At 52.5% G+C, this 20,734-nt stretch carries 18 protein-coding genes; 7 read left to right on the plus strand and 11 right to left on the minus strand.

Going from position 1 to position 20,734, the window contains the following annotated elements; genetic code table 11:
* Window positions 1–7: 7 nt before the first annotated feature.
* Window positions 8–2,740 carry a valine--tRNA ligase gene (locus BST81_RS05230; RefSeq protein WP_075597494.1) on the plus strand — a complete coding sequence of 911 codons (2,733 nt, stop codon included), beginning with the start codon at window positions 8–10 and terminating at the stop codon, window positions 2,738–2,740.
* Window positions 2,741–2,746: 6 nt separating this feature from the next.
* Here BST81_RS05230 and BST81_RS05235 read toward each other — a convergent pair whose 3' ends face one another.
* The 4 genes from BST81_RS05235 to lgt all read right to left on the minus strand — a co-directional run bounded on the left by BST81_RS05235 (window position 2,747) and on the right by lgt (window position 5,869).
* Entirely contained in the window at window positions 2,747–3,529 is a 783-nt protein-coding gene (locus BST81_RS05235; RefSeq protein ID WP_075597495.1) for a C39 family peptidase, read from the minus strand.
* A gap of 8 nt (window positions 3,530–3,537) precedes the next feature.
* Window positions 3,538–4,017: a flavin reductase family protein gene (locus tag BST81_RS05240; RefSeq protein ID WP_075597496.1), complete on the minus strand. Its 480-nt coding sequence runs from the start codon at window positions 4,015–4,017 to the stop codon at window positions 3,538–3,540.
* Between the two features lie 92 nt (window positions 4,018–4,109).
* Complete coding sequence (gene cobM, locus BST81_RS05245; RefSeq protein WP_075597497.1) at window positions 4,110–4,865, minus strand: precorrin-4 C(11)-methyltransferase; 756 nt, start codon at window positions 4,863–4,865, stop codon at window positions 4,110–4,112.
* 119 nt (window positions 4,866–4,984) lie between these two features.
* Window positions 4,985–5,869 carry a prolipoprotein diacylglyceryl transferase gene (gene lgt, locus BST81_RS05250; protein WP_075597498.1) on the minus strand — a complete coding sequence of 295 codons (885 nt, stop codon included), beginning with the start codon at window positions 5,867–5,869 and terminating at the stop codon, window positions 4,985–4,987.
* A gap of 145 nt (window positions 5,870–6,014) precedes the next feature.
* Here lgt and rlmN point away from each other — a divergent pair, with 145 nt between their 5' ends.
* Window positions 6,015–7,079: a 23S rRNA (adenine(2503)-C(2))-methyltransferase RlmN gene (gene rlmN, locus BST81_RS05255; protein ID WP_075597499.1), complete on the plus strand. Its 1,065-nt coding sequence runs from the start codon at window positions 6,015–6,017 to the stop codon at window positions 7,077–7,079.
* Here the strand turns inward: rlmN and BST81_RS05260 are convergent.
* Entirely contained in the window at window positions 7,043–7,267 is a 225-nt protein-coding gene (locus tag BST81_RS05260; RefSeq protein ID WP_075597500.1) for a replication restart DNA helicase PriA, read from the minus strand. The two genes, rlmN and BST81_RS05260, sit on opposite strands and share 37 nt — an antisense overlap.
* A 722-nt stretch (window positions 7,268–7,989) precedes the next feature.
* On the opposite strand from BST81_RS05260, the gene BST81_RS05265 reads away from it, so the two are divergent.
* The 3 genes from BST81_RS05265 to BST81_RS05275 all read left to right on the plus strand — a co-directional run bounded on the left by BST81_RS05265 (window position 7,990) and on the right by BST81_RS05275 (window position 11,323).
* The gene (locus BST81_RS05265) at window positions 7,990–8,319 is read left to right on the plus strand and encodes a 2Fe-2S iron-sulfur cluster-binding protein (RefSeq protein WP_075597501.1); all 330 of its coding nucleotides are present in this window, start codon (window positions 7,990–7,992) and stop codon (window positions 8,317–8,319) included.
* Window positions 8,320–8,382: 63 nt separating this feature from the next.
* On the plus strand, window positions 8,383–9,867 hold the full coding sequence (locus tag BST81_RS05270) for a TldD/PmbA family protein (protein ID WP_075597502.1): 1,485 nt from the start codon (window positions 8,383–8,385) through the stop codon (window positions 9,865–9,867).
* Between the two features lie 112 nt (window positions 9,868–9,979).
* Complete coding sequence (locus tag BST81_RS05275) at window positions 9,980–11,323, plus strand: TldD/PmbA family protein (RefSeq protein WP_253188089.1); 1,344 nt, start codon at window positions 9,980–9,982, stop codon at window positions 11,321–11,323.
* On the opposite strand, the gene BST81_RS05280 is transcribed toward BST81_RS05275, so the two are convergent.
* The 6 genes from BST81_RS05280 to BST81_RS05305 all read right to left on the minus strand — a co-directional run bounded on the left by BST81_RS05280 (window position 11,239) and on the right by BST81_RS05305 (window position 19,033).
* Window positions 11,239–11,835, minus strand: coding sequence for a pentapeptide repeat-containing protein (locus BST81_RS05280; protein ID WP_075597503.1), 597 nt, complete (start codon window positions 11,833–11,835; stop codon window positions 11,239–11,241). The two genes, BST81_RS05275 and BST81_RS05280, sit on opposite strands and share 85 nt — an antisense overlap.
* Before the next feature lie 245 nt (window positions 11,836–12,080).
* A complete protein-coding gene (locus BST81_RS05285) occupies window positions 12,081–12,281 on the minus strand; it encodes a hypothetical protein (protein WP_075597504.1) in 201 nt (66 codons plus the stop codon).
* A gap of 284 nt (window positions 12,282–12,565) precedes the next feature.
* On the minus strand, window positions 12,566–15,136 hold the full coding sequence (locus tag BST81_RS05290) for an EAL domain-containing protein (RefSeq protein ID WP_075597505.1): 2,571 nt from the start codon (window positions 15,134–15,136) through the stop codon (window positions 12,566–12,568).
* A 778-nt stretch (window positions 15,137–15,914) separates the two neighbouring features.
* Window positions 15,915–16,616 (minus strand): lecithin retinol acyltransferase family protein, encoded by a 702-nt coding sequence (locus BST81_RS05295; RefSeq protein WP_075597506.1) that lies wholly within the window; start codon window positions 16,614–16,616, stop codon window positions 15,915–15,917.
* Between the two features lie 11 nt (window positions 16,617–16,627).
* Complete coding sequence (locus BST81_RS05300) at window positions 16,628–17,065, minus strand: FHA domain-containing protein (RefSeq protein WP_253188090.1); 438 nt, start codon at window positions 17,063–17,065, stop codon at window positions 16,628–16,630.
* An 87-nt stretch (window positions 17,066–17,152) separates the two neighbouring features.
* Window positions 17,153–19,033, minus strand: coding sequence for an aminopeptidase P family protein (locus tag BST81_RS05305; RefSeq protein WP_075597508.1), 1,881 nt, complete (start codon window positions 19,031–19,033; stop codon window positions 17,153–17,155).
* Between the two features lie 289 nt (window positions 19,034–19,322).
* Between BST81_RS05305 and BST81_RS05310 the strand changes: the two genes are divergently transcribed.
* A complete protein-coding gene (locus BST81_RS05310) occupies window positions 19,323–20,252 on the plus strand; it encodes a S1C family serine protease (protein ID WP_075597509.1) in 930 nt (309 codons plus the stop codon).
* A gap of 69 nt (window positions 20,253–20,321) precedes the next feature.
* Window positions 20,322–20,734: response regulator (locus BST81_RS05315; RefSeq protein WP_143780237.1), on the plus strand; the 413-nt coding region annotated here is incomplete at its 3' end.

The raw sequence follows: 20,734 nt of genomic DNA on the forward strand, positions 1-20,734 counted from the left end.
TTGCCCCATGACTGCAACCCTTGCCAACCTGCCCAGCCAATATGAAGCCGCCACCACTGAAGCCAAATGGCAACGAATTTGGGAGGAGCAGGAAGTATTCAAAGCCCATCCAGAAAAGGGAGGCCAACCCTACTGCATTGTGATTCCGCCGCCCAATGTGACGGGCAGTCTCCACATGGGCCATGCCTTTAATACCGCCCTGATGGATGTGCTGGTGCGCTACCACCGGATGCAGGGCGATAACACCCTCTGCCTGCCGGGAACTGACCACGCCAGTATTGCCGTCAGCACCATTCTGGATCGAGAGTTGCGGGCTCAGGGAAAACGACGACAGGATGTGGGCCGAGAGGCTTACCTGAAACGGGCCTGGGAGTGGAAAGCCCAATCCGAGGGGACGATCGTCGATCAACTCCGCCGTCTCGGCCTGTCGGCAGACTGGTCTCGGGAACGGTTCACTTTGGATGAGGGGCTGTCGAAGGCCGTGCTGGAAGCGTTCGTCAAACTCTACCAGGAAGGACTGATCTACCGGGGCAATTATCTGGTGAATTGGTGCCCAGCCAGCCAATCCGCCGTTTCTGACCTGGAAGTGGAAAGTCAGGAAGTTAACGGCCACCTCTGGCACTTCCGCTATCCCCTCACAGATGGGTCTGGTTTCGTAGAAGTGGCCACTACCCGTCCCGAAACCATGCTGGGAGATACGGCGGTTGCCGTGAACCCCCAGGACGATCGCTACCAGCACCTGATCGGCAAAACCCTGACCCTACCAATCATGAATCGGGAAATCCCCATCATCGGGGATGATCTGGTCGATCGGGAGTTTGGCACGGGCTGCGTCAAAGTCACCCCAGCCCATGACCCCAATGACTTTGAAATGGGCTTGCGTCATCAACTCCCCTTTATCAACATCATGAATAAGGACGGCACCCTGAACGAGCATGCCGGTCCTTTTGCTGGGCAAGACCGCTTCGTGGCCCGCAAGAATGTAGTGGCCCGACTGGAAGCGGATGGGGTACTGGTGAGGGTGGAGGATTACCGCCATACCGTGCCCTATAGTGATCGGGGCAAAGTGCCAGTGGAACCCCTCCTGTCCACCCAATGGTTTGTCAAAATCGAGTCCCTGGCCGCTCGAGCCTTAACGTCCCTGGACCAGGACAATTCCCCTTACTTCGTTCCAGAAAAATGGCTGAAGGTCTACCGGGATTGGCTGGTGCGCTTGAAGGATTGGTGCATCTCACGGCAACTCTGGTGGGGCCATCAAATTCCAGCCTGGTATGCCATCAGTGAAACGGGGGGGCAGATTACGGATGAAACTCCCTTTGTGGTCGCCCACCATGAGGCAGAAGCGCGGGAACTGGCGATCGCTCAATTTGGTCCTGACGTGCAACTGGAGCAGGATCCGGATGTGCTGGATACCTGGTTCTCGTCTGGTCTGTGGCCTTTCTCCACCCTGGGCTGGCCAGGGCAAACGGAAGACCTGACCCTTTACTTCCCAACCACGGTGCTCGTCACCGGGTTTGACATCATCTTCTTCTGGGTGGCCCGCATGACCATGATGGCCAGTCACTTCACAGGCCAAATCCCCTTTCGGGATGTATATATCCATGGCCTGGTGCGGGATGAGAACAATAAGAAAATGTCGAAATCGGCGAATAACGGCATTGATCCCCTGCTGCTGATTAACAAGTATGGGGCCGATGCCCTGCGCTACACCCTGATCCGGGAAGTCACCGGAGCCGGTCAGGACATTCGCATGGAGTACAATCGCAAAACGGATGAATCCACATCGGTGGAAGCCTCCCGCAATTTCACCAACAAACTGTGGAACGCCTCCCGGTTTGTCATGATGAATCTGGATGGACAAACGCCAGCGCAGTTGGGGTCGCCCAATCCAGATACCCTGGATCTCAGTGATCGCTGGATTCTGTCTCGCTTCCATCAGGTTGCTCAGCAGACCTGTGACCAGATTGAGCACTATGGCCTGGGAGAAGCCGCTAAAGGTCTATATGAGTTCACCTGGGGCGATTTTTGCGACTGGTACATTGAACTGGTCAAGTCGCGCCTGCAGGGAGACGACCCGACCTCTAGAAAAGCCGTGCAGCAAACCCTGGCCTTGGTCCTGGAGGGCATTTTGAAGCTACTGCACCCCTTCATGCCCCACATTACTGAAGAAATCTGGCATACCCTGACCCAGGCCAGTCCTGATCGCTATCTCGCCCTACAATCCTATCCCCAGGCAGAGGCCACCCTGATCGACCCGACCCTGGAGCGACAGTTTGAGCTCCTATTCGATACCATTCGCACCCTGCGAAACCTGCGGGCAGAAGCCGATATCAAACCAGGGACGAAGATTCGAGCCATTCTGCAAAGCGAGGCAGAAGACGATCGCACCCTCCTGGCCGCCAGTCAGGCTTATATGCAGGATCTGGCCAAGGTGGAGAATCTGACGATCGTGGCAGCGGCTGACATCCAGGAACAGGCGATTGTGGGGGTAACTGGCACCATCCAGGTGATTGTGCCCCTGGCTGGCGTTGTTGATGTGGCCGCCCTCAAAGCCAAGGTGGAGCGGGATTTGAAGAAAGTTGAAGGTGAGATTCAGGCCCTGACCGCCCGTTTGGGCAATGAGGGGTTCATCAGTCGGGCTCCCAAAGAGGTGGTGCAGAGTGCCCAGGATGCTCTGGCTGAAGCTCAGAAGCAGGCTGAGATTCTGCGCGATCGGCTGCAACAGCTTGATAATTTGTAGGCAGACCTATTTGCGGATGTAGTGAACCCAAAGTTCCCCTGAGGCATCAGGGCCGCAGAGCCGCTGCATCAGGGCATAGGGATAAGTCAACCCGGCCCCACTGGCGTTGGTATCGTAGCCGGTCTCCAGCCACTCGCCATAGGGGTCATGCACAATCCAGCCTCGATCGTCGTAGCCAATGATGACCACGACATGCCCAAACCGGGTGAAATAGCCGTGGACAATAGCAGGATAGCCCTTGACCAGCCAGAGTTTGACCTCTTCCCACAGAGCCCGACTTTGAAAGTCATCCTGATACCCGTAGGTTCGGATCAGATGGGCCAGATCACGGGGATCATGACGGCTCAGCCCCCGCAACTCACAATATTTGTACAGCTCATCTTCCAGTTGCACCTGGGGTTGACTGGGTTTCAGACCCAGATAGGTCAGGCACATGGCTACCGCTGTAATATTACAGGCTTCATAAGGATTGTAGGCATTATCAAGCTGGCTCAGATAGGGGACTTTGAGGCGGACTGACATCGATCGACCCTCAGGTAACAGCACCCCATCCTTAAACACATCCACATGATCGGCATAGACCCACCAGGTGTTCTTCTCTTTAAATCGATCAAGTAAAAAAGCCACCTTGAAGTGCTGGCGTGTCTGATCATAGGCAAAGCTATGCAACCGATAACGGCTACCGGCCCGCACCTCTTCCTTGTGATTCTGATCCTTAATTTGATCGCTGGGAATAGGTTGCTGCTTGAGAACCGTATCTTGCACAATCTGGAGCACATACTCAGGCATTGGACTGTCTAGCCCCCGTATTGCCAACCCGTACTCTCTAACAGAAGGGGGGCTCCTTCCCGATGAACAGCGGCGGCAATGACTTCCCCCACAAATACAGTGTGGTCCCCCTGTTCCACCCTGCCCACGACCCGGCATTCCACATATCCCAGGGCCTCCGAAATGATCGGACAACCCGTTTCCCCCAGATAAAATTCTACATCCTCGAACTTATTGCCCACTCGGCGCTGGGGTTTAAAGAACTTCTGGGCCAGATCTTTCTGCCCTGCTTCTAAAACACTGAGGGCAAACACCCCACTGGATTGAATCATGGCATGGGAGCGGGAGTCTTGCTTGACACAATTGACAACCAGGGGCGGCTGAAAGGACGCCTGCATAACCCAACTGGCCGTAAATCCATTCACTTCCTCGCCTTCTTTGACCCCACACACATATAAGCCATGGGGAATTTTCCGCAGCATTGTTTTCTTGGCCTGTTCGTCCAGCACTGGGCACGTCCTTTGATGAAATTTGTAGCAGATTCACACTGTCAGTGTAGTTCAAAATTCCCCGACAAAAACGGCACAACCCCCTCCTGGCATCAGGTCGATCGAAACAGTCGGCTGTACTCCGGATCGTAAAGCCGCGATCGGGCAAGCCCTGCCTGCAAGGCCGGGCTGATGATAAAGAGGGTCGTCCGCGTCAGATTTTCCCGCTGGGTGACAGCAGCCATCTGGGCCAGGGGCACCAAACAGATCTGCTCCTCTGGCCAGCCCAGGCGAAAACAAATGGCCACGGGGGTTTCGCCTGGATAATGTTGCAGCAGTTGGGCCTGGGCTGTGTCCACATGGCGGGCACTTAAATAGAGGCAGAGACTGGCTTGATGGGCCGCCAGACTGGCCAGTTCCTCCCGCTCTGGAACCGTCGTTCGACCACTGATGCGGGTCAGGATAATCGTTTGTACCAGGCCCGGCACCGTTAATTCCACCTGCAAACGAGCAGCAGCCAACTGAAAGGCACTGATGCCAGGAATGACTTCCAAGGGAATCTCGGCAGCCAACAGAGCCTGAATCTGTTCGTGCAGGGTACTGTAAAGACTGGGATCACCGGAATGGAGCCGAACTACAGTCTGGCCCGATCGCACCCGTGCCACCATAATCGGCAGAATATCCTCCAGGGTTTTGTCCGCCGTTCGAATGATCTCTACCTCCGATCGCACATCCTGCAGGATTTGCTCCGGCACTAACGAATCCGCCACCAGGATCACGGCTGCCTGGGACAGGATCTTTTGAGCTTTAACCGTCAGCAGCTCTGGATCTCCGGGGCCAGCGCCCACAATATAGACCTTTGCGGTCATTTTGTTCCCATTCCTTCCGGACGAAGTAGTGCACTTAAGAAGAGTGGTATGGTAGATGCACCCTGATCAGACCCTGGAAGCTGGAATAGCTTCCGGGGCTTTTTCATTGGAGCCGCCAGCTATTCTGCCTGGGTCGCCACCACATCTGGCAAGCGTCGCCGCCAGACATAGAGCCAGGCCAGACCAGCAATCCCAATCAGGATGGCCGTCAGGCTGACCACCTGAGCAATGCGCAGAGGCCCCAACATCAAACTATCGGTCCGCAGGCCCTCAATCCACACCCGGCCCGCACTATAGGTCACCATGTAAACCAGAAATAGAGTCCCCGGTTGTAACTGGGGTTTCCCTTTTAGACCACGAAAGAACAAGGCCAGCAGAAGACCAAACACCATCAGATTCCAGAGAGACTCGTACAGAAAGGTCGGGTGATAGTAAGCAATCTCCTGATAACCTCGGGGTCGCTGGGCTTCTGGGATAAACAGCTTCCAGGGTAAATCGGTGGGACTGCCAAAAGCTTCTGAGTTGAAGAAGTTACCCCAGCGCCCGATCGCCTGTCCCAAAATCAGGGATGGGGCCACCACATCTGCCAATTGCCAGAAAGACAGTTTTTGCAACCGGCAGAAAATCAAGGCTGCCAGCATTCCCCCCAAAATCGCCCCGTGAATTGCAATCCCGCCTTTCCAGATGGCAATAATATCCTGGGGATGGGAAGCATAAGCTTGCCACTCAAACAGCACATAGTAAAGTCGAGCCAATGGAATGGCCCCCACCACCAACCAGATCGCCGCATCCCCCACCAGATCGGGATTGATCCCACGGAGTTTGGCCAGCAACTGGGAGAGCAACACGCCTAACATCACCGCCGATGCAATCAGGAGGCCATACCAGCGCACCGTCCAACTGCCTACCTGAAACACGATCGGCCCCGGAGAGGTGAATTCAAATGCCAGTGGCCCCCAGGTATTTCCAACCTGATCCAGTAGTGTAGAAATATCGATTAGCATAGTTATTCCCCGAAGCAAACAGCGTTGCCTCACTCGCAATGGCTTACGCCCATAATATTCTAGGGGGAAATCGGATTTTTCCTCGACTTGCCTCCCTACCCGCGACCATCCTGCCTCCAATTGCTGTGCTGCCAGGTTCTTCTCCATGCCTCACCCTACGACCGCCGATCCCTCCCCCTCCGTCGCGCCTATCCCCCTGCTGGGTGCGTCTCTCCCAGAACTGACCCGTTGGGTACAGTTACAAGGACAACCGGCCTACCGGGGGCAGCAGTTGCATGAGTGGATTTATCGCCATGGAGCCCGATCGCTGGCGGATATTTCAGTCTTTCCCAAGTCCTGGCGTGCCGGGTTGGCCAACATTCCTGTTGGTCGATCCCTTGTGCACCACCGATCTGCTGCACCCGATGGCACAGTGAAATACCTGCTGGAACTGGCCGATGGTTGCATTGTTGAAACGGTAGGCATCCCCAGCGGCAAGCGTCTGACGGTGTGCGTCTCCTCCCAGGTCGGCTGTCCCATGGCCTGCGATTTTTGTGCCACCGGCAAAGGCGGGTTTATCCGTAACCTGGAACGACACGAAATCGTCGATCAAGTGCTGACGGTGCAGGAAGATTTTCAGCAGCGGGTCAGCAATATTGTCTTTATGGGCATGGGTGAACCTTTGCTGAATACGGAGCAGGTCTTGCAAGCCATCCAGATCTTGAATCAGGATGTGGGCATTGGCCAGCGATCGATGACCCTCTCGACGGTTGGAATTCCCGGTCACATCCGACGACTGGCCAGCCACGAACTGCAGGTCACCCTGGCAGTCAGCCTACATGCCTCCAATCAGGCCCTGCGGGAACAGTTGATCCCCAGTGCCCACCATTACCCCCTGGAGGCATTGCTGGAGGAATGCCGAGACTATGTTCAATTGACGGGCCGCCGGTTGAGCTTTGAGTATATTTTGCTGGCCGGGTTAAACGATCGGCCAGGACATGCCCTGGAACTGGCTAGCCATCTAAAAGGATTTCAGAGTCACGTCAATCTCATCCCCTACAACCCCATCAGCGAAGTAGACTACCAGCGGCCCACGCCCCAGCAGATTCAGGATTTTTTAGATACCCTGAAAAAGCGTCATGTTGCCGCCAGCGTTCGTCGCTCTCGCGGCCTAGTTGCTGATGCCGCCTGCGGTCAGCTCCGAGCTTCACAGGTTAAAGCCACTGGATAGAGCTGACGCAATTTCAGCATACCTGTCCCCGGAGCATAGGACTCCAGCACTCTGCCTGTCAGAGAACAGGTGATCATCAGGTAATCACAAACTTCACATTGCGTGCGCACGACATTACTGCTTGAGAGGTAATGGCGTTCCGCCAAACTGCCGCAATTGGAGCATCGAACCGTTTCAACCGTTTTCATCTTAAACCTCTCATCCATTAAATACCTGAGGGACCCCAAAACACCCAGACAACCGACATACACAACATCCCACCTGCAAAACCCCTGCCTGCACCCCCATACCAAAGCAATCCCTTGAGGTATTGGAGACAAGTCAAGAACCTTCACAAAAGTAAAAGTTGAGAAATAAAACTTAATAAAAATAACAGATTCAGCAAAATAGTTGAGTTGGAGCTCTTCTATTTCCTATTCAATTATTATGTCTAGATTTCTTCAAATTGACAATTTAACTTTAGAGAGGAACACATCATTAAGGGTCAGGGATCAACATAATCAATTGCATTCTCCTGATCTCAACTCATGATCATTACCACTTCAATAGATAGAAAGTTTGAATTCAGGCAGATTGAGACGCAATAGAGCTTAAAAAAACATCTTCACATTTGATATGAATTTACTGGATTAAACCTTTGTTAATAAAAATCGGATCCTGGAGACCTTGCTGGATCACCGTGATCGATTCTGAATCGATCACTTTTAGCTTTAAATCTTTAATCTTTTCTTTATATTTAAGTGTCCTGATCGATTCACTCCTGGAGGATTTCTCAGCAGGATGTTGACCAGGATTCTGGCAAGCATCCTCTCGGACAAGTTCGCATTCAAGCCCTGAAGAAGGTTTTTATGTCTATGCATCGGCATGGGCTACGGTATGATTTCATCGCTGCAGTTTCCATCCAACCTCTATGACTGTCTATCAGGTTCGTCTCATCAATCCTGCCTTAAATCTTGATCGCACCATCCCAGTTCCCGAAGATCAATCCATCCTGGATGAAGCAGAAACTGCTGGGATCCGATTACCATCCGGATGTAAGCAGGGGGAATGCTCAGCCTGCGTCGCCAAAGTGATGGAAGGCCAGGTGGACCAGACTGAACAAAAATTCCTCCGTCCATCTGAAGCCATGGCAGGTTATGTGGTCACCTGTGTCGCTTACCCCCGATCGGACTGCACCCTCCTGACCCATCAGGAGCAGGTTCTCTACCAGTCCTCCCTGTATGCCCAGCCAAAAAATTAATCCTGTCAGGAATCGTTACAATGGGAGGCAGTGATTCACGAATTCTTGCGGAACCGTCAACCCATGACTCTAGCGATTTCTCCTCATACTCTGCTGCTTTCACGGGAACTGCCCACATTAGATTACAGTTCTGCGCCCGATCGCTTCGATGAAACCTGGGAAGCTCCCCTGTCCATCCTGTTGGGTCTGGGTCGAGCAGCCGGAGCTGATTTCGTAGAGTTTTTTCTAGAGAGAGTTAACTATATCAGTTGTCTGGCAGAAGACGATGCGATCACCAGTATCTCTCCCCGATTGTCCAGAGGGGCTGGTGTTCGAGTCTTTCGGGGGAAGGCGGATTGCTACGTCAGCACCAATGATCTCAGTTTCACTGGGTTGAAAGCAGCTCTGGAAAAGGCATTGTCCATTCTGGGCCTCCATCTCCCAGCCCCCAATTCCTATGTTCCAGAAATTAACCTGGAACTCTTGCGAGACTATGCTGTCAAACGCAACAAAGACAACTGGCTAGCTCAATGTAGCTCCATGCGGGAAATGGGGGAGATCCTTCTGGAAGCTAACGATCGGCTCCAACAGCAAGCCAGCCATGTCCAGTCGCGGCGAGCAGCCTACTTCCGGGATTGGCAGGAGGTTCTGGTCGCAGCCAGCGATGGCACCTTTGCCCGAGACATTCGCCTTACCCAATCTGTCGGCCACAATCTGCTCTGTGCTGATGGAGCCAACCGTTCTTCAATCGGAAAGCGCGTCGGGGATACGGGTAATCCAAACTTCCTGCGAACCTGGCAGTACGAAACAGACGCAGCTGAAGTCTCTCAGGCCGCGGGTCAAATGCTGTATGCCGAATACGTGGAGTCGGGGACCTACCCTATTGTGATGGCGAACCATTTTGGGGGTGTGATTTTCCATGAAGCCTGCGGGCATTTGCTCGAAACCACGCAGATTGAGTATAAAACCACCCCCTTCATCGATAAAAAAGGGGAGAAGATCGCCCACGAAAGTCTGACTGCCTGGGATGAGGGTCTGTCCACCGATGCGTTTGGGACGATCGACATGGATGACGAGGGCATGCCTGCTCAGCGAACACTGTTAATCGAAAATGGCATTCTCAAAAACTTCCTCGCTGATCGGGCGGGCTCAGTCCGCACGGGTCATCCCCGCACAGGGAGTGGTCGTCGTCAAAGCTACGCCTACCCGGCTGCCTCGCGCATGCGGAATACCTACATTGCACCGGGAGATTACACCATCGATGATTTATTTGGCTCAATCGATCGGGGCATCTATTGCAAGAAGATGGGTGGCGGCAGTGTTGGGGCTACCGGTCAGTTCAACTTCGCCGTTGAAGAAGCCTACCTGATTGAAAAAGGTCGGCTGTCCAAGCCGCTCAAGGGTGCAACCCTGATTGGGGATGCCCAGGAAATCATGAACAAAATCTCCATGTGTTCCAATGATCTGGGTTTAGCCGCAGGCTTCTGCGGTTCCGTCAGCGGCAATATTTACGTGACGGTGGGTCAACCCCATCTCAAAGTAGACTCCATCACGGTTGGCGGTCGCTAACCCAGTTCCAGAACCTCTCAAGCGAACCCCAAACGCCATCCGCTCCACGAGAGGAGTACTGATTTTGAATTCATGCCTTCCCGATAGCACAGAACTTGAATTGAGGAATAGAATGGTGCTGAACATTCAGACTCTGGCCGCTCAGGCCCAAACTACCGCTGCTAAGCTCGGCATTCAGAAGTTTGACATTTATGGGTCTTCAATCGACGAAACAAGTGCTCAAGTCGATCAGGGAGAGCCCAAGCAGGTAGAAGCGTCCAATCGCTCCAGTGTGATTGTGCGGGTCTGGAATGACGATCGCACCATGGGCGTCACCAGCACCACCGATGTTGAACCAAATGGACTAGAACTGGCCTTTCAAACCGCCTATGAAGCCAGTTTCTTTGGGGTTAAGGAGCATGTGCCTGACTTCAGTCCGGAAGCAACTACCCCCATCCCAGCGCAGCCTCACCATCCAGTCGAGCAGGCTCCCGTTTCTGACCTAGTGGAAAAACTGATTGCAGCAGAGAAAGCACTTCTGGCTGCCCATCCAGCCATTCAAGGGGTTCCCTACAATGGTCTGGCTCAACGAGATGTGGAGCGGTTTTACCTCAATAGTGAGGGGGCAGCCCGGAGTGAAGCCCGATCGATCACTTCTATCTATCTCTATACCAAAGCCGAAGAGGAAGGGAAAAAACCCCGTAGTGCCGGTTCCTTTCGGATTAGTGAAAACTTGGGTCAGCTAGATATCGAGGGTTGCCTGAAAGAGGCAGCTGAAAAAACAATTAGCCACTTAAACTACGCAAAAATCAAGTCTGGCAAATATCGGGTCGTATTTTCGCCAGAGGCATTCCTGAGTCTATTGGGAGCTTTCTCCAATATCTGGAATGCTCAAAATATTCTGGATCACCAGAGTCTCTCGACCCCAGAATCCTTGGGTCAGACGATCGCAGTTCCCTTGCTCTGCGTGGCAGACGATGCTCTCCACCCGGCTAATGTGGCTCAGGAAGCCTTTGATGGTGAGGGCACCCCGACCCACCGTGTTCCTTTGATTACGAATGGCATCTTAACTGGCTTCCTCCATAGCGCTGGCACAGCCAAGCGTCTGAATGCCCAACCCACTGGTCATGCCAGCATTGGGGCCAAAGTCAGTGTAGGTGCTCATTTCTACCATGTTTACTCGGAAGGTACTGAAAACCCAGACTACAACCTGGACCGAGCAGAGAATGTCATTTTCATTGATGACTTACACGCGCTGCATGCCGGTGTAAAGGCCTTACAGGGGTCCTTCTCCTTACCCTTTGACGGTTGGCTGATCCAGCAGGGGCAACGGACAAGCATTGAGGCTGCTACCGTTGCCGGTGATTTCCTGGAACTGTTGAAGTCGATCGTTTATGTGGAGAAGGAGGCTGAACTCACGCCTGCTGGGGTTTGTCCCAGGGTCTGGGTTGAGGCCCTGTCCATTACAGGCGAGTAGCTGTCTAACTCACCCCGCTGCCGAATTTCAGCCAGGATTGGTTCCAGAGCAACTTCTAGCTGGGTTTTCCCATAGATTGAGCCGTCAGGCATCGTCGTTTGAGTCAGCTTGGCTCCAACTAAATTAGCCCCACTCAAATCTGCACCCTGAAGATTAGCCCCACTCAAATCCGCATTCTTAAAATCGACATCTCGCAGATCCGCACCCTGAAGATTCGCGCGGGTCAGACTGGCCCAGCTCAAATTCGCCCCTTTGAAGCTCACTTCACTTAAATTAGCACCACTCAAGCCAACGCCAGACAAGTTCGCCTGGGTGAAATTGGAGCGATGCAAATTTGAGCGATGCAATCTTGCTCGCATGAAGTTCATGTGACTGAAATCTGCTTCGCTCCAATGGACTCCTGTGAAATCCAACCTAGAAAAGTCAGGTTGCATGGTCGGATTCATTTTTCTCCAACGATTCCAGGAATTTGTGCCCTGTTGAAGTAAGCCAATATAATCTTCAATTTCCATACATCACCCTCACTACCAAACCCCTATCTTGGCGGCCCATGTCACACCTCTTGAGATCGAGGCGATATCCGCAAAGATGTCACCCATAATAGTCAGTCCAGAGGCGGATCCACCACCTATTCCTATGAATTCACCCGTAAATCAGAAAAAATGCCCAAAAGCGAACACCCTACCTTGCAAGATAGGGTGTAACCAGAAAATCAACATTTCTTGAAATGATCCACTACGTTGAACGTGCCCCGCATCTAGCTCAGAGAAGCATGGCTACGATCGTAGGAACCCATAGCAGAAGAATGGGGTTTGCCCTGAATGTGATTCCAGAACTGAGGCACTTCAGCAGGGATACCCACTTCGGCAGCAGCGCGGCTCAGCATAGATTGCTGACGATTCTTGATCAGTTGATGATGACGGGTCATCAATGCCCGAGCTTGATCTTGAGTAGACATTTGCCTGTCCTCCAATTTTTTACCTGTTTCAGCCTTTCTTTTAATAAACTACCACAGAATTCTGTATCAAAAACTACAGAATTGTATTTTTTACAATTTTTAATCCTATCTCGCTAGCATTGCCCACACCAGCATCCTGCCAAAGCGATGCATGCAAAATCTTTACGGGGGCATCCACTTCCAGCTCATGGTGCTGCGATCTTAGGATCACAGATTAAATTAAGTGAATTAGTGGGGTGCAGGGGTATTCCCCCAACCCCCTGCTGAAATTAAATCCACGTTCCTTAGATGGATGGAACCGATGTGAAACGGATATCCTGCTCCAGGAGCACTGCTGCAGCAGTATTCGACAAAGGTTTAGCAAAGAAATATCCCTGGCCATATTCACAGTTGAGTCTCTCCAGGCGATCTCGCTGAATCGCAGTCTCAATTCCTTCTGCCACCACATCCATGCCCAGGGTATGACCCAACACAATAATGGTCTGAACGATCGCTGCGTCTCCTGTTGCATCAATTTGATTGACAAAGGAGCGATCGACTTTGAGGGTATCGATCGGGAGGCGATGCAGATGACTGAGGGAAGAATAACCAGTGCCAAAATCATCCAGGCTAAGGCGTACATTCAACGCCTTCAAGCGCTGAAGTAGCACGATCGTGGCTTCAATATCTGACATGGCCATACTCTCTGTAATTTCCAGCTTCAGGCTACAGCCATCCAACCCGGTAGACCTGAGGGTCTGCTCCACATGTTCGACCAAACCCGGCTGGGTAAATTGCTGACTGGACAGATTAACGCTAACGACCAGGGGAGGATTGGGCTGAAATTGAGCCTGCCAGAGACTGATTTGATTGCAGGCAGCATGAATAATCCATTGCCCCAGCGGCACAATTAACCCAATTTCTTCAGCAACAGGAATAAATTCACTGGGCGGAATAAAACCTTCCTGGGGATGAGGCCAGCGCAACAACGCCTCAAAACCCGTTACTCTACCCGATTTCAAAACGACGATCGGCTGATAATGGAGCTGAAACTCCTGCTGCTCCAGGGCCCGGTGCAGCTCAGTTTCCAGTTGCAGGCGACGCACAATCTGGGTCCGCATACCCACAGCAAAGACCTCGTGCCGGGATTTTCCTGCTGCTTTGGCCCGATACATCGCCGTATGAGCATCCCGAAGCAAGTCATCCGCCTTACAGTCCTGGCCCATAGGGTTGAGGGCAATCCCCATACTGGCACTGGTAAAAATTTCCTGCCGCTGAATCAGGAAAGGAATGGTCATCTCTTCCGTAATTTGTTCAATCAGGTGAGGCAGTTCTGTGGCATCCTGGACTCCCGGTAGAGCAACAGCAAATTCATCCCCCCCCACCCGAGCCAGCAACGTAGATTTTGGGAGGCAGGCTTTTAACCGCTGGCTGGCCTTGATTAACAGTTGATCACCAGCTTGGTGACCCATACTATCGTTAATCGCCTTAAATCGATCGAGCCCAATCAGTACAACGGCCAGCATAGAAGCTTGAGCCTGTTGCCCATCCCGTTCAATCGTCCCTTCCACCAGGTGCTTACCGGCTCGACGAGAATGGCGGATCATCCAATGCAATCGCTGCAAGAAAAAAGCTCGATTCGGTAACCCGGAGAGCGCATCATGAAAGGCGTTATACAGCAGTTTGTAGGCCACAACCCCTGCTCCCGTAATCATCAGGGTTAGTGCTGGGGCAACCACAGGAACCCAACCGGACCGGGTAAAGATTATAAAGGAAAGGCATCCCAGACTGCCGAGAGCCACGATTGTGACCAGTCCCAGAGCCACCGGGTGCTGTAATCGCCAGACCAGAATGCCACCGACTAAAGCCCAACCCCACATCCAAAGCAATTCCGCCCATTGCGGCCAGAACCAGAACAGCGGCTGTCCATCCAGAACTGTACTTAAAATCTGGCTGATCAGTTGGGCATGAATCGTGACCCCCGTCGCCATGTCGGTATTTTCTCGATCAGCTGCGCTGTAGGGTGTCGTGAACAAATCTTTGAGGCTGGGAGCTGTACTCCCAATCAGCACAATTTTGCCTCTGACCAGAGCTGGGTCAAAATCCTGATTCAGCACCTGAGTCACCGAAACTTGGGGAGCCACTTGATGTCGCGATCGATAGGCCAGGAGAATTTGGTACCCCGAATTATCAATCTTCTGATATCCACCAGAAGTTGGGTCCAAAGCTGTGAATGTGGTGTTGCCAATATAGAGGGCATGATCATCTGCTTTGAACGGATACTCACGTTCATCCAGATATTGCAGACTGATCCGCAGGGAAAAGGAGTACAGATCAGTTCTTTCCGCAGAGGTAAATAAAAAATTTCGTCGTATAACGTTATCGGGATCGTGGACCAGATCATTAAAGCCAATGCGCTCTATGGGAAGACCTGGAATTGCCGGAACCCCATCCCCATTAGGATCACGTAACTTCTCAATGGTGATCACATTGGGAGCTTGCAGTTGCTGCAACAGTTCCTGGTGGCCTGGAGGTTGAGGAATATTACGGTACATGTCCAGACCGATCACTTTAGGCTGGTGCACCTGCAGATTTCGGATCAACTTTGCCAGAGTTTCATCTTTCAGGGGCCACTGATTTTGGTTAATGTCTGATTCGGTCAGAGCGACAATCAAGAGACGGGAGTCAATCCCTTTGTCTGGCTGCGATCGCACCATTTGATCGTAGGCCAGTAGCTCTGCAGATTGCAGCATTCCCAATTGCTTGCCCCCTGCCACCAGACCAGTGACCAGCAGGCTAATGGCTATGATAGAGGGTCTGACCCCAGATACAACAGCCTGAAGATGACTCCACTTGAAGCGACGTTCTGTAGTCATACGCAGCAAAAACTTGAACGATCTGGTATTTTGCGGAATACCAGCGGCAACCAATGTATTTGTATTAACACTAGCAGAGCCTTTATTTCCATTCGAGTCTTCATAAAGTTATCCGGAAGGTTCAGTAGCTCCCCCAGGACACAACTGCCAAGCTAGGGCGATTCTAATTTTTTCTATATACGTAATTTAGCGATTGTAAGAATGCTTGTCAGTCTGACATGCTAATGAAGAGATCAGGCACTGGCATTCATTATGCGTAAGGTAACTATGGTTAGACTGACAATTGCAGTTTCGTTCGCCGCTTTACTCCTCCCTTTATTGTCTCCAGCCGCTGAAGCAAAACGAGAAGGAGTGCCAAAAGGACGCAGTGGTGGTGGCACACGCTGGGCTACTCCACAACCTAAAGCAACTGTTTCTCTAAAGCAGAAGCTGAATGCAATGTCTTTTGCGTCGAGGAACAGTTTACCGACCAAGCTTAAGCTTAAAGTGATCTACGGCTAGTCAACTGTCTCAAACCTGAGCACTGACCCAGAATATATTGCAGGCGTTCAACCTGGAGAAAATACGGATCCCTGAGGGAAGGTGCTTCATGAGATCTTTATACAGAGCAGTTGCGCTTGCGTGAAGTTCAAACTTGTCGCCCTAAACATCAATGATTTGTTTGGAGGTAGATAACCTCTATTCAGGCGCATTATTTCATGCCCGTTATTTCAAGCCTATTATTTCAAGTCTATTTCTACTCAAATACTTCACTGCCCATGAGAAAAGATCAGGAAGATTATGGTGGCAGTTCAGGAAGATCATAATGAAGCACAGTAGCGTTACGCTGAACCGTCTCCAGCATATCTTTGAGTTGGTTGAGCTGTACCTGTAGTGTATCTACCTGCTTACCCGCTTCATATTTACGCCTGAGCGCAGCCCGAGCCAGATCTTCTCGCCCCTGTTGCAAGGCCGAACGAGCTACTCGCTGCCAACTATCCCGATCGTTTTTTGCCTGTTCATAGCGGGGTTGAATTTCTTGCCGAGCCGCCGCAATATTCAGCCATGCCTGACGAACCGTTTCAGGCACCTGCTCCTGATCAGCCGTAGTGATGGCCTGCCGTACCATATCATACAGGTCATAGCCACCGACATGCCCCCGACCTAGTAGATAATCACGCACTTGCAAACTTTCATGCCGCCCGGTTTTACACCAGTTTGCGAAGTGCTCACAGTTATTGAAAATCAGGTTGTACTTCTGTTCACCCAGACGGCTCTCAGCCCTGTGAATAACCACATCAGGCACATAGCTGACATCATACTGTTTAACATAGAGTGAACGGTTACTGGAAAACACCGCCATGGAAGTGCGGGCGATCGTTTCCTTGCCCTTCTGATAGTGAATGACCGTGCCATCGCCACAATCAATCCCATGGTGTTCGTACAGACCAGGAACATTGTAAAAATCTCGGATAGTGTAGATCTGGTCTCCTCTAGCCATAATTGCAGGAGCTAGTCTTCCCGACGGGTTACATTTTCCTCAGGAGGAGCCGTTTGAGGCCGGGTGAGGAATGTGGGCGGCACCTTAAATGCTTCGCCTGTGCTGGATGGACTGGGTCGTTTCTCTGCATTGGCCTTGGTTTTCACGTCATGGGGTGCACTGCCAATTAAGATTTGAATCTTAGGACCGGAAGTGCCCAAACGAATCACCATCCCATCCAACACCTTAGTTTGGGTAATCCGTTCCCCATTGACAAAAGTTCCATTCGTGCCGCGAGAAATCACCTCCCAGCCAAAAGTCTGTCGCTGCAACTCCACATGCAATCGAGAGACAACCGCACTGTGAACAACAACCTCATTTTCCTTAGCTCGCCCAATACGGACCACAGATTCACTCTCAAAGGTCCAGCTTTGGACGGGAATGGGTTGGGTTGGATGTAGCAAGTTCAAGATAATCACTGGGTCAGATATCCCTGAAAATTCTGTTGAGATCTGCTTGGACTGCCAACTGGGGAGCCTGATGCTCTAAGCCTAACACTAAATTTTACAGGCTACTTCTAGCCAGGTTATCTCGCTGGAGTCTAGCTCTGGTGACAGTTTTTCGACAACCATCTCGTTGTAATTCTTCAACCACTCCTGCTGCCTGGAATCCAAACAGCTTAAATCAATCAACTGCCGCTCAAAGGGGACATAAGTCAGCGGTTCAAATCCATACCACTTTATCGCAGCTGGATCGGACAGAGCCATAGCCTCAGGAGTCAAATCTCGAACAACATAGAGATTTTCGATCCGAATTCCACCCCAATCAGCCCTATAGTATCCCGGCTCAATACTCGTCACCATTCCCGGCTCCAAAGGCTCATTCACCCGTTTGCTGATCCCATTAGGTCCTTCATGCACGTTCAGGAAAGCCCCCACCCCGTGCCCAGTCCCATGACCATAATCCAATCCTGCTCGCCAGAGATCTGAGCGGGCAATACCATCCAATTGACTCCCCGTCGTCCCCTTGGGAAATCGCTGCATCGCGCAGTTAATATGGGCTTTCAACACCTCTGTATAACACTTAATTTGCTCTGGTGTGGGTTCTCCCACGATCGTGGTGCGGGTGTCGTCCGTTGTTCCCCCCATAAACTGACAGCCAGAATCCAGCAGCAAAAATTCTCTGGATTCCAGCCATCGCTGAGAATTCGGGGTGCCATAGTGAACGATGGAACTATTGGCCCCAGCGGCTGCGATTGTATTAAAACTCAGCCCCTGAAAACCTGGTTCAGCCGCATAAAACTGTTCAATCGTAGCTGCCACATCCGCTTCACTCAGGGGGTTGCCCAATGCCAGTTGTTCCGATAACCACTTGAGCGTGCGCGTTTTGGCGCGACTGGCCTTCAAGTTAGCGGCCTGCATTTGTTCAATCTCAGTTTTATTCTTACGGGCCTTCAGCCCCTCGATCGGATGGGTAGCTTCGACAATCTGTATCCCAGGTACAGTCAGCAATAATGCCTGAGTCCCCCGGGTAGTATGCCGACCATCCAGCAACACCCGCTGACCCGGTCGCGCCACCAGCGTCACCAGGGTCTCAGCATAGCGATCATAGGGCAGCAGATTCACCTGTTTCGACAGATCTGCAGCGATATCGGCGTTCACCCGCTCCAGATTGGTAAACAAGAATCCCTGATCTGGGGTCACGATCGCATAGGCGATAAACACCGGGTTATAGGGAATATCCCACCCCCGCAGATTAAATAGCCAGGAAATTTGATCCAGCCGGGTCACTGGTAAAATTTGGGCTCTAGCCTTCTGGAGGGCTGCTCGAACTCGCCGCAGTTTCTCACCTACAGACTCCCCTGCCAGTTCATCAGGGACGCTAAAGATGGCTGACTCCCCATAAGGAGGAAGGGTTTCCATCTCCGCCCAGGGACTTTGTTGCCGCACCCGATCCACCAGATTTTCAGCAACTGGGACCAGGTCAACACCCGCCAGTTTCAGTTTTCTCTCCAAATCCTGGTAATGCCCCATCGCCAACGTAAAGGGATCAAAGCCCAGGCGGAACATACGACCAGCCGCATCTGCCGCCTGCCCAAGACTTTCCAGCATTTCTTCCAGCGTCTTCTGCCCTTCCAAGCCCAATTTAGACACTTGGATCAGCGAACTCTCCACCTGCAGATCGGCCTGCTCGTGATAGCGTGAATCGACAAACAGCCAGGCCTGGTCCTGAGCAACCAGGAACTCCCCCGCCGATCCTGTAAACCCGCTCAGCCAGTCCCGACGTTGCTTCGCCTGCGGCACATACTCATTCAGATGCTCATCCGCAGAAGGGACGAGATAGCCATCCAGCCCATAGTCAGCCAGCAGCAACCGCAAAGCATCCAGGCGAGCAGCAGGGGAAAGAGTTTTATGGTGCAGAAGGTCCAGGGAAGTCATAGGCTTCAAGTGTACAGTGCAACGAAGCGGCAAATAATGAAAAAACCGGAATACCGCCAGCGAAATCAGACGAGATCATGCCCCAATGCAGCATGAGTCCATGATGACAACTGACGATACCAGAAATATTTATATTTTAGAGATCCTGGTAGAGATTCTGGGATGAACCTGGTCATTTTTCCGGGTGAGATGCTAACCATTTTACCGATCGCGACTTCAGTTCCGCTGCGACATCCTGAAGACAGACCGCATTCATGATTTTTCCCCATCCACAGCCTAGAGGAGCCCTATGACCCCAGTGCCAGAGATATCCAGTGTTTTGGCCGCTTTGTCCGATCGGCTAGCCGACAGCATCGACAAAGCTGGCCATGCCCTTGTGGCAATTAATGCCCGTCGTCGCATTCCCTCCAGTGGCGTCATCTGGCAACCAGGCATCGTCGTCACCGCCGACCACACGGTTCGACGCGATGAGGAAATCGGCGTCACCCTGGCCAGCGGCCAAACGGTCACAGCGACTGTTCTGGGTCGAGATCCGAGCACCGATCTTGCGGTGTTGAACGTGATGGAGGAAAGCCCGGCCACGATCGACCTGGGAGATCCGACCCAATTACGGGTGGGCCATCTGGCCTTAGCGGTGGGCCGATCAGCCGAACGGGGTCTGGGAGCCAGCCTGGGCATGGTCAGTGCCTTGGGAGGTCCCTGGCGCACCTGGAATGGCGGCGCGATCGACCAGTTGATCCGGTTGGATCTGAATCTCTACCCCCACCTGACGGGGGGTGCAATGGTCAGTCCAGAAGGGCAGATTCTTGGCATTGTGACTGCAGGTCCTCGGGATATTGTTTTGGTCATCCCCAAGCGCACAATCGATCGGGTCGTCCAGCAATTAACCCAACGGGGCCGCATCTCACGCGGGTATCTGGGGGTAGGCATGCAGCCAGTCCGTCTGCCCAACTCCCTGATCCAGACGTTGAATCTCTCCCATCCTGGGGGGGTCATCATTGTCACCCTGGAACCCGAAGGCCCAGCCGAACAATCTGGCGTCTTAATTGGCGATATCCTGGTCGCACTGGCCGATCGACCCATTACAGATACTAGCGATGTTCAAGCAATGCTGGATTCCGATCGCATCGGTCAGCCTTTAATCGCTCGTATGATCCGGGGGGGCACCCTGACCGAAGTCACCTTGATCGTCGGGGAGCGTCCCTGCCGGGAGGGATGACATGCATCCCAAACCCTTGGAAACGCCCCATAATTGGAGCCCCCAGCAGATCCTTTTCCGGGGGGACCCATGGTCATTCGGGTTTTAATTGCTGCCGATTCTGCCATCAGCCGGGCAGGACTGGAAGCCATCCTCGTGGCTGAACCAGCCCTGACGGTAGTCGGTCAGGCGATAGAACCTGCTGCCCTGGTTCGCCAGATCGAGCAGTTGGAGCCCGATGTGATCTTACTGAGTCTGGGCCTACAGGAAGAGGAGCCTCTGGCCACCTGGCTCAATTTCAGCATTGGCGATGATCCGGCGATCGTCGTGCTGACAGACGACCTCCAGGAACCCTGGATTGGCCAGGCCCTTCGCATTGGGCTACGGGCCGTACTGCCCCGGGAGGTGAATCCAGAAGCACTTCTTGCCGCAGTGATTGGAGCTGCCACTGGGCTAGTCATCCTCCATCCCAGCACCCTGGAAGTCTTCCTGCCTATAGCCCG

The organism is Leptolyngbya sp. 'hensonii', from assembly GCF_001939115.1.
GTDB lineage: Bacteria > Cyanobacteriota > Cyanobacteriia.

Coding starts and splice junctions, on each gene's coding strand:
- BST81_RS05265 (WP_075597501.1), top strand. CDS start 7,990: ATGACTGTCTATCAGGTTCGTCTCATCAATCCTGCCTTAAATCTTGAT.
- BST81_RS05310 (WP_075597509.1), top strand. CDS start 19,323: ATGACCCCAGTGCCAGAGATATCCAGTGTTTTGGCCGCTTTGTCCGAT.
- cobM (WP_075597497.1), bottom strand. CDS start 4,865: ATGACCGCAAAGGTCTATATTGTGGGCGCTGGCCCCGGAGATCCAGAG.
- BST81_RS05295 (WP_075597506.1), bottom strand. CDS start 16,616: ATGGCTAGAGGAGACCAGATCTACACTATCCGAGATTTTTACAATGTT.
- BST81_RS05275 (WP_253188089.1), top strand. CDS start 9,980: ATGGTGCTGAACATTCAGACTCTGGCCGCTCAGGCCCAAACTACCGCT.
- BST81_RS05260 (WP_075597500.1), bottom strand. CDS start 7,267: ATGAAAACGGTTGAAACGGTTCGATGCTCCAATTGCGGCAGTTTGGCG.
- rlmN (WP_075597499.1), top strand. CDS start 6,015: ATGCCTCACCCTACGACCGCCGATCCCTCCCCCTCCGTCGCGCCTATC.
- BST81_RS05235 (WP_075597495.1), bottom strand. CDS start 3,529: ATGCCTGAGTATGTGCTCCAGATTGTGCAAGATACGGTTCTCAAGCAG.
- BST81_RS05290 (WP_075597505.1), bottom strand. CDS start 15,136: ATGACTACAGAACGTCGCTTCAAGTGGAGTCATCTTCAGGCTGTTGTA.
- BST81_RS05280 (WP_075597503.1), bottom strand. CDS start 11,835: ATGGAAATTGAAGATTATATTGGCTTACTTCAACAGGGCACAAATTCC.
- BST81_RS05230 (WP_075597494.1), top strand. CDS start 8: ATGACTGCAACCCTTGCCAACCTGCCCAGCCAATATGAAGCCGCCACC.
- BST81_RS05285 (WP_075597504.1), bottom strand. CDS start 12,281: ATGTCTACTCAAGATCAAGCTCGGGCATTGATGACCCGTCATCATCAA.
- BST81_RS05305 (WP_075597508.1), bottom strand. CDS start 19,033: ATGACTTCCCTGGACCTTCTGCACCATAAAACTCTTTCCCCTGCTGCT.
- lgt (WP_075597498.1), bottom strand. CDS start 5,869: ATGCTAATCGATATTTCTACACTACTGGATCAGGTTGGAAATACCTGG.
- BST81_RS05270 (WP_075597502.1), top strand. CDS start 8,383: ATGACTCTAGCGATTTCTCCTCATACTCTGCTGCTTTCACGGGAACTG.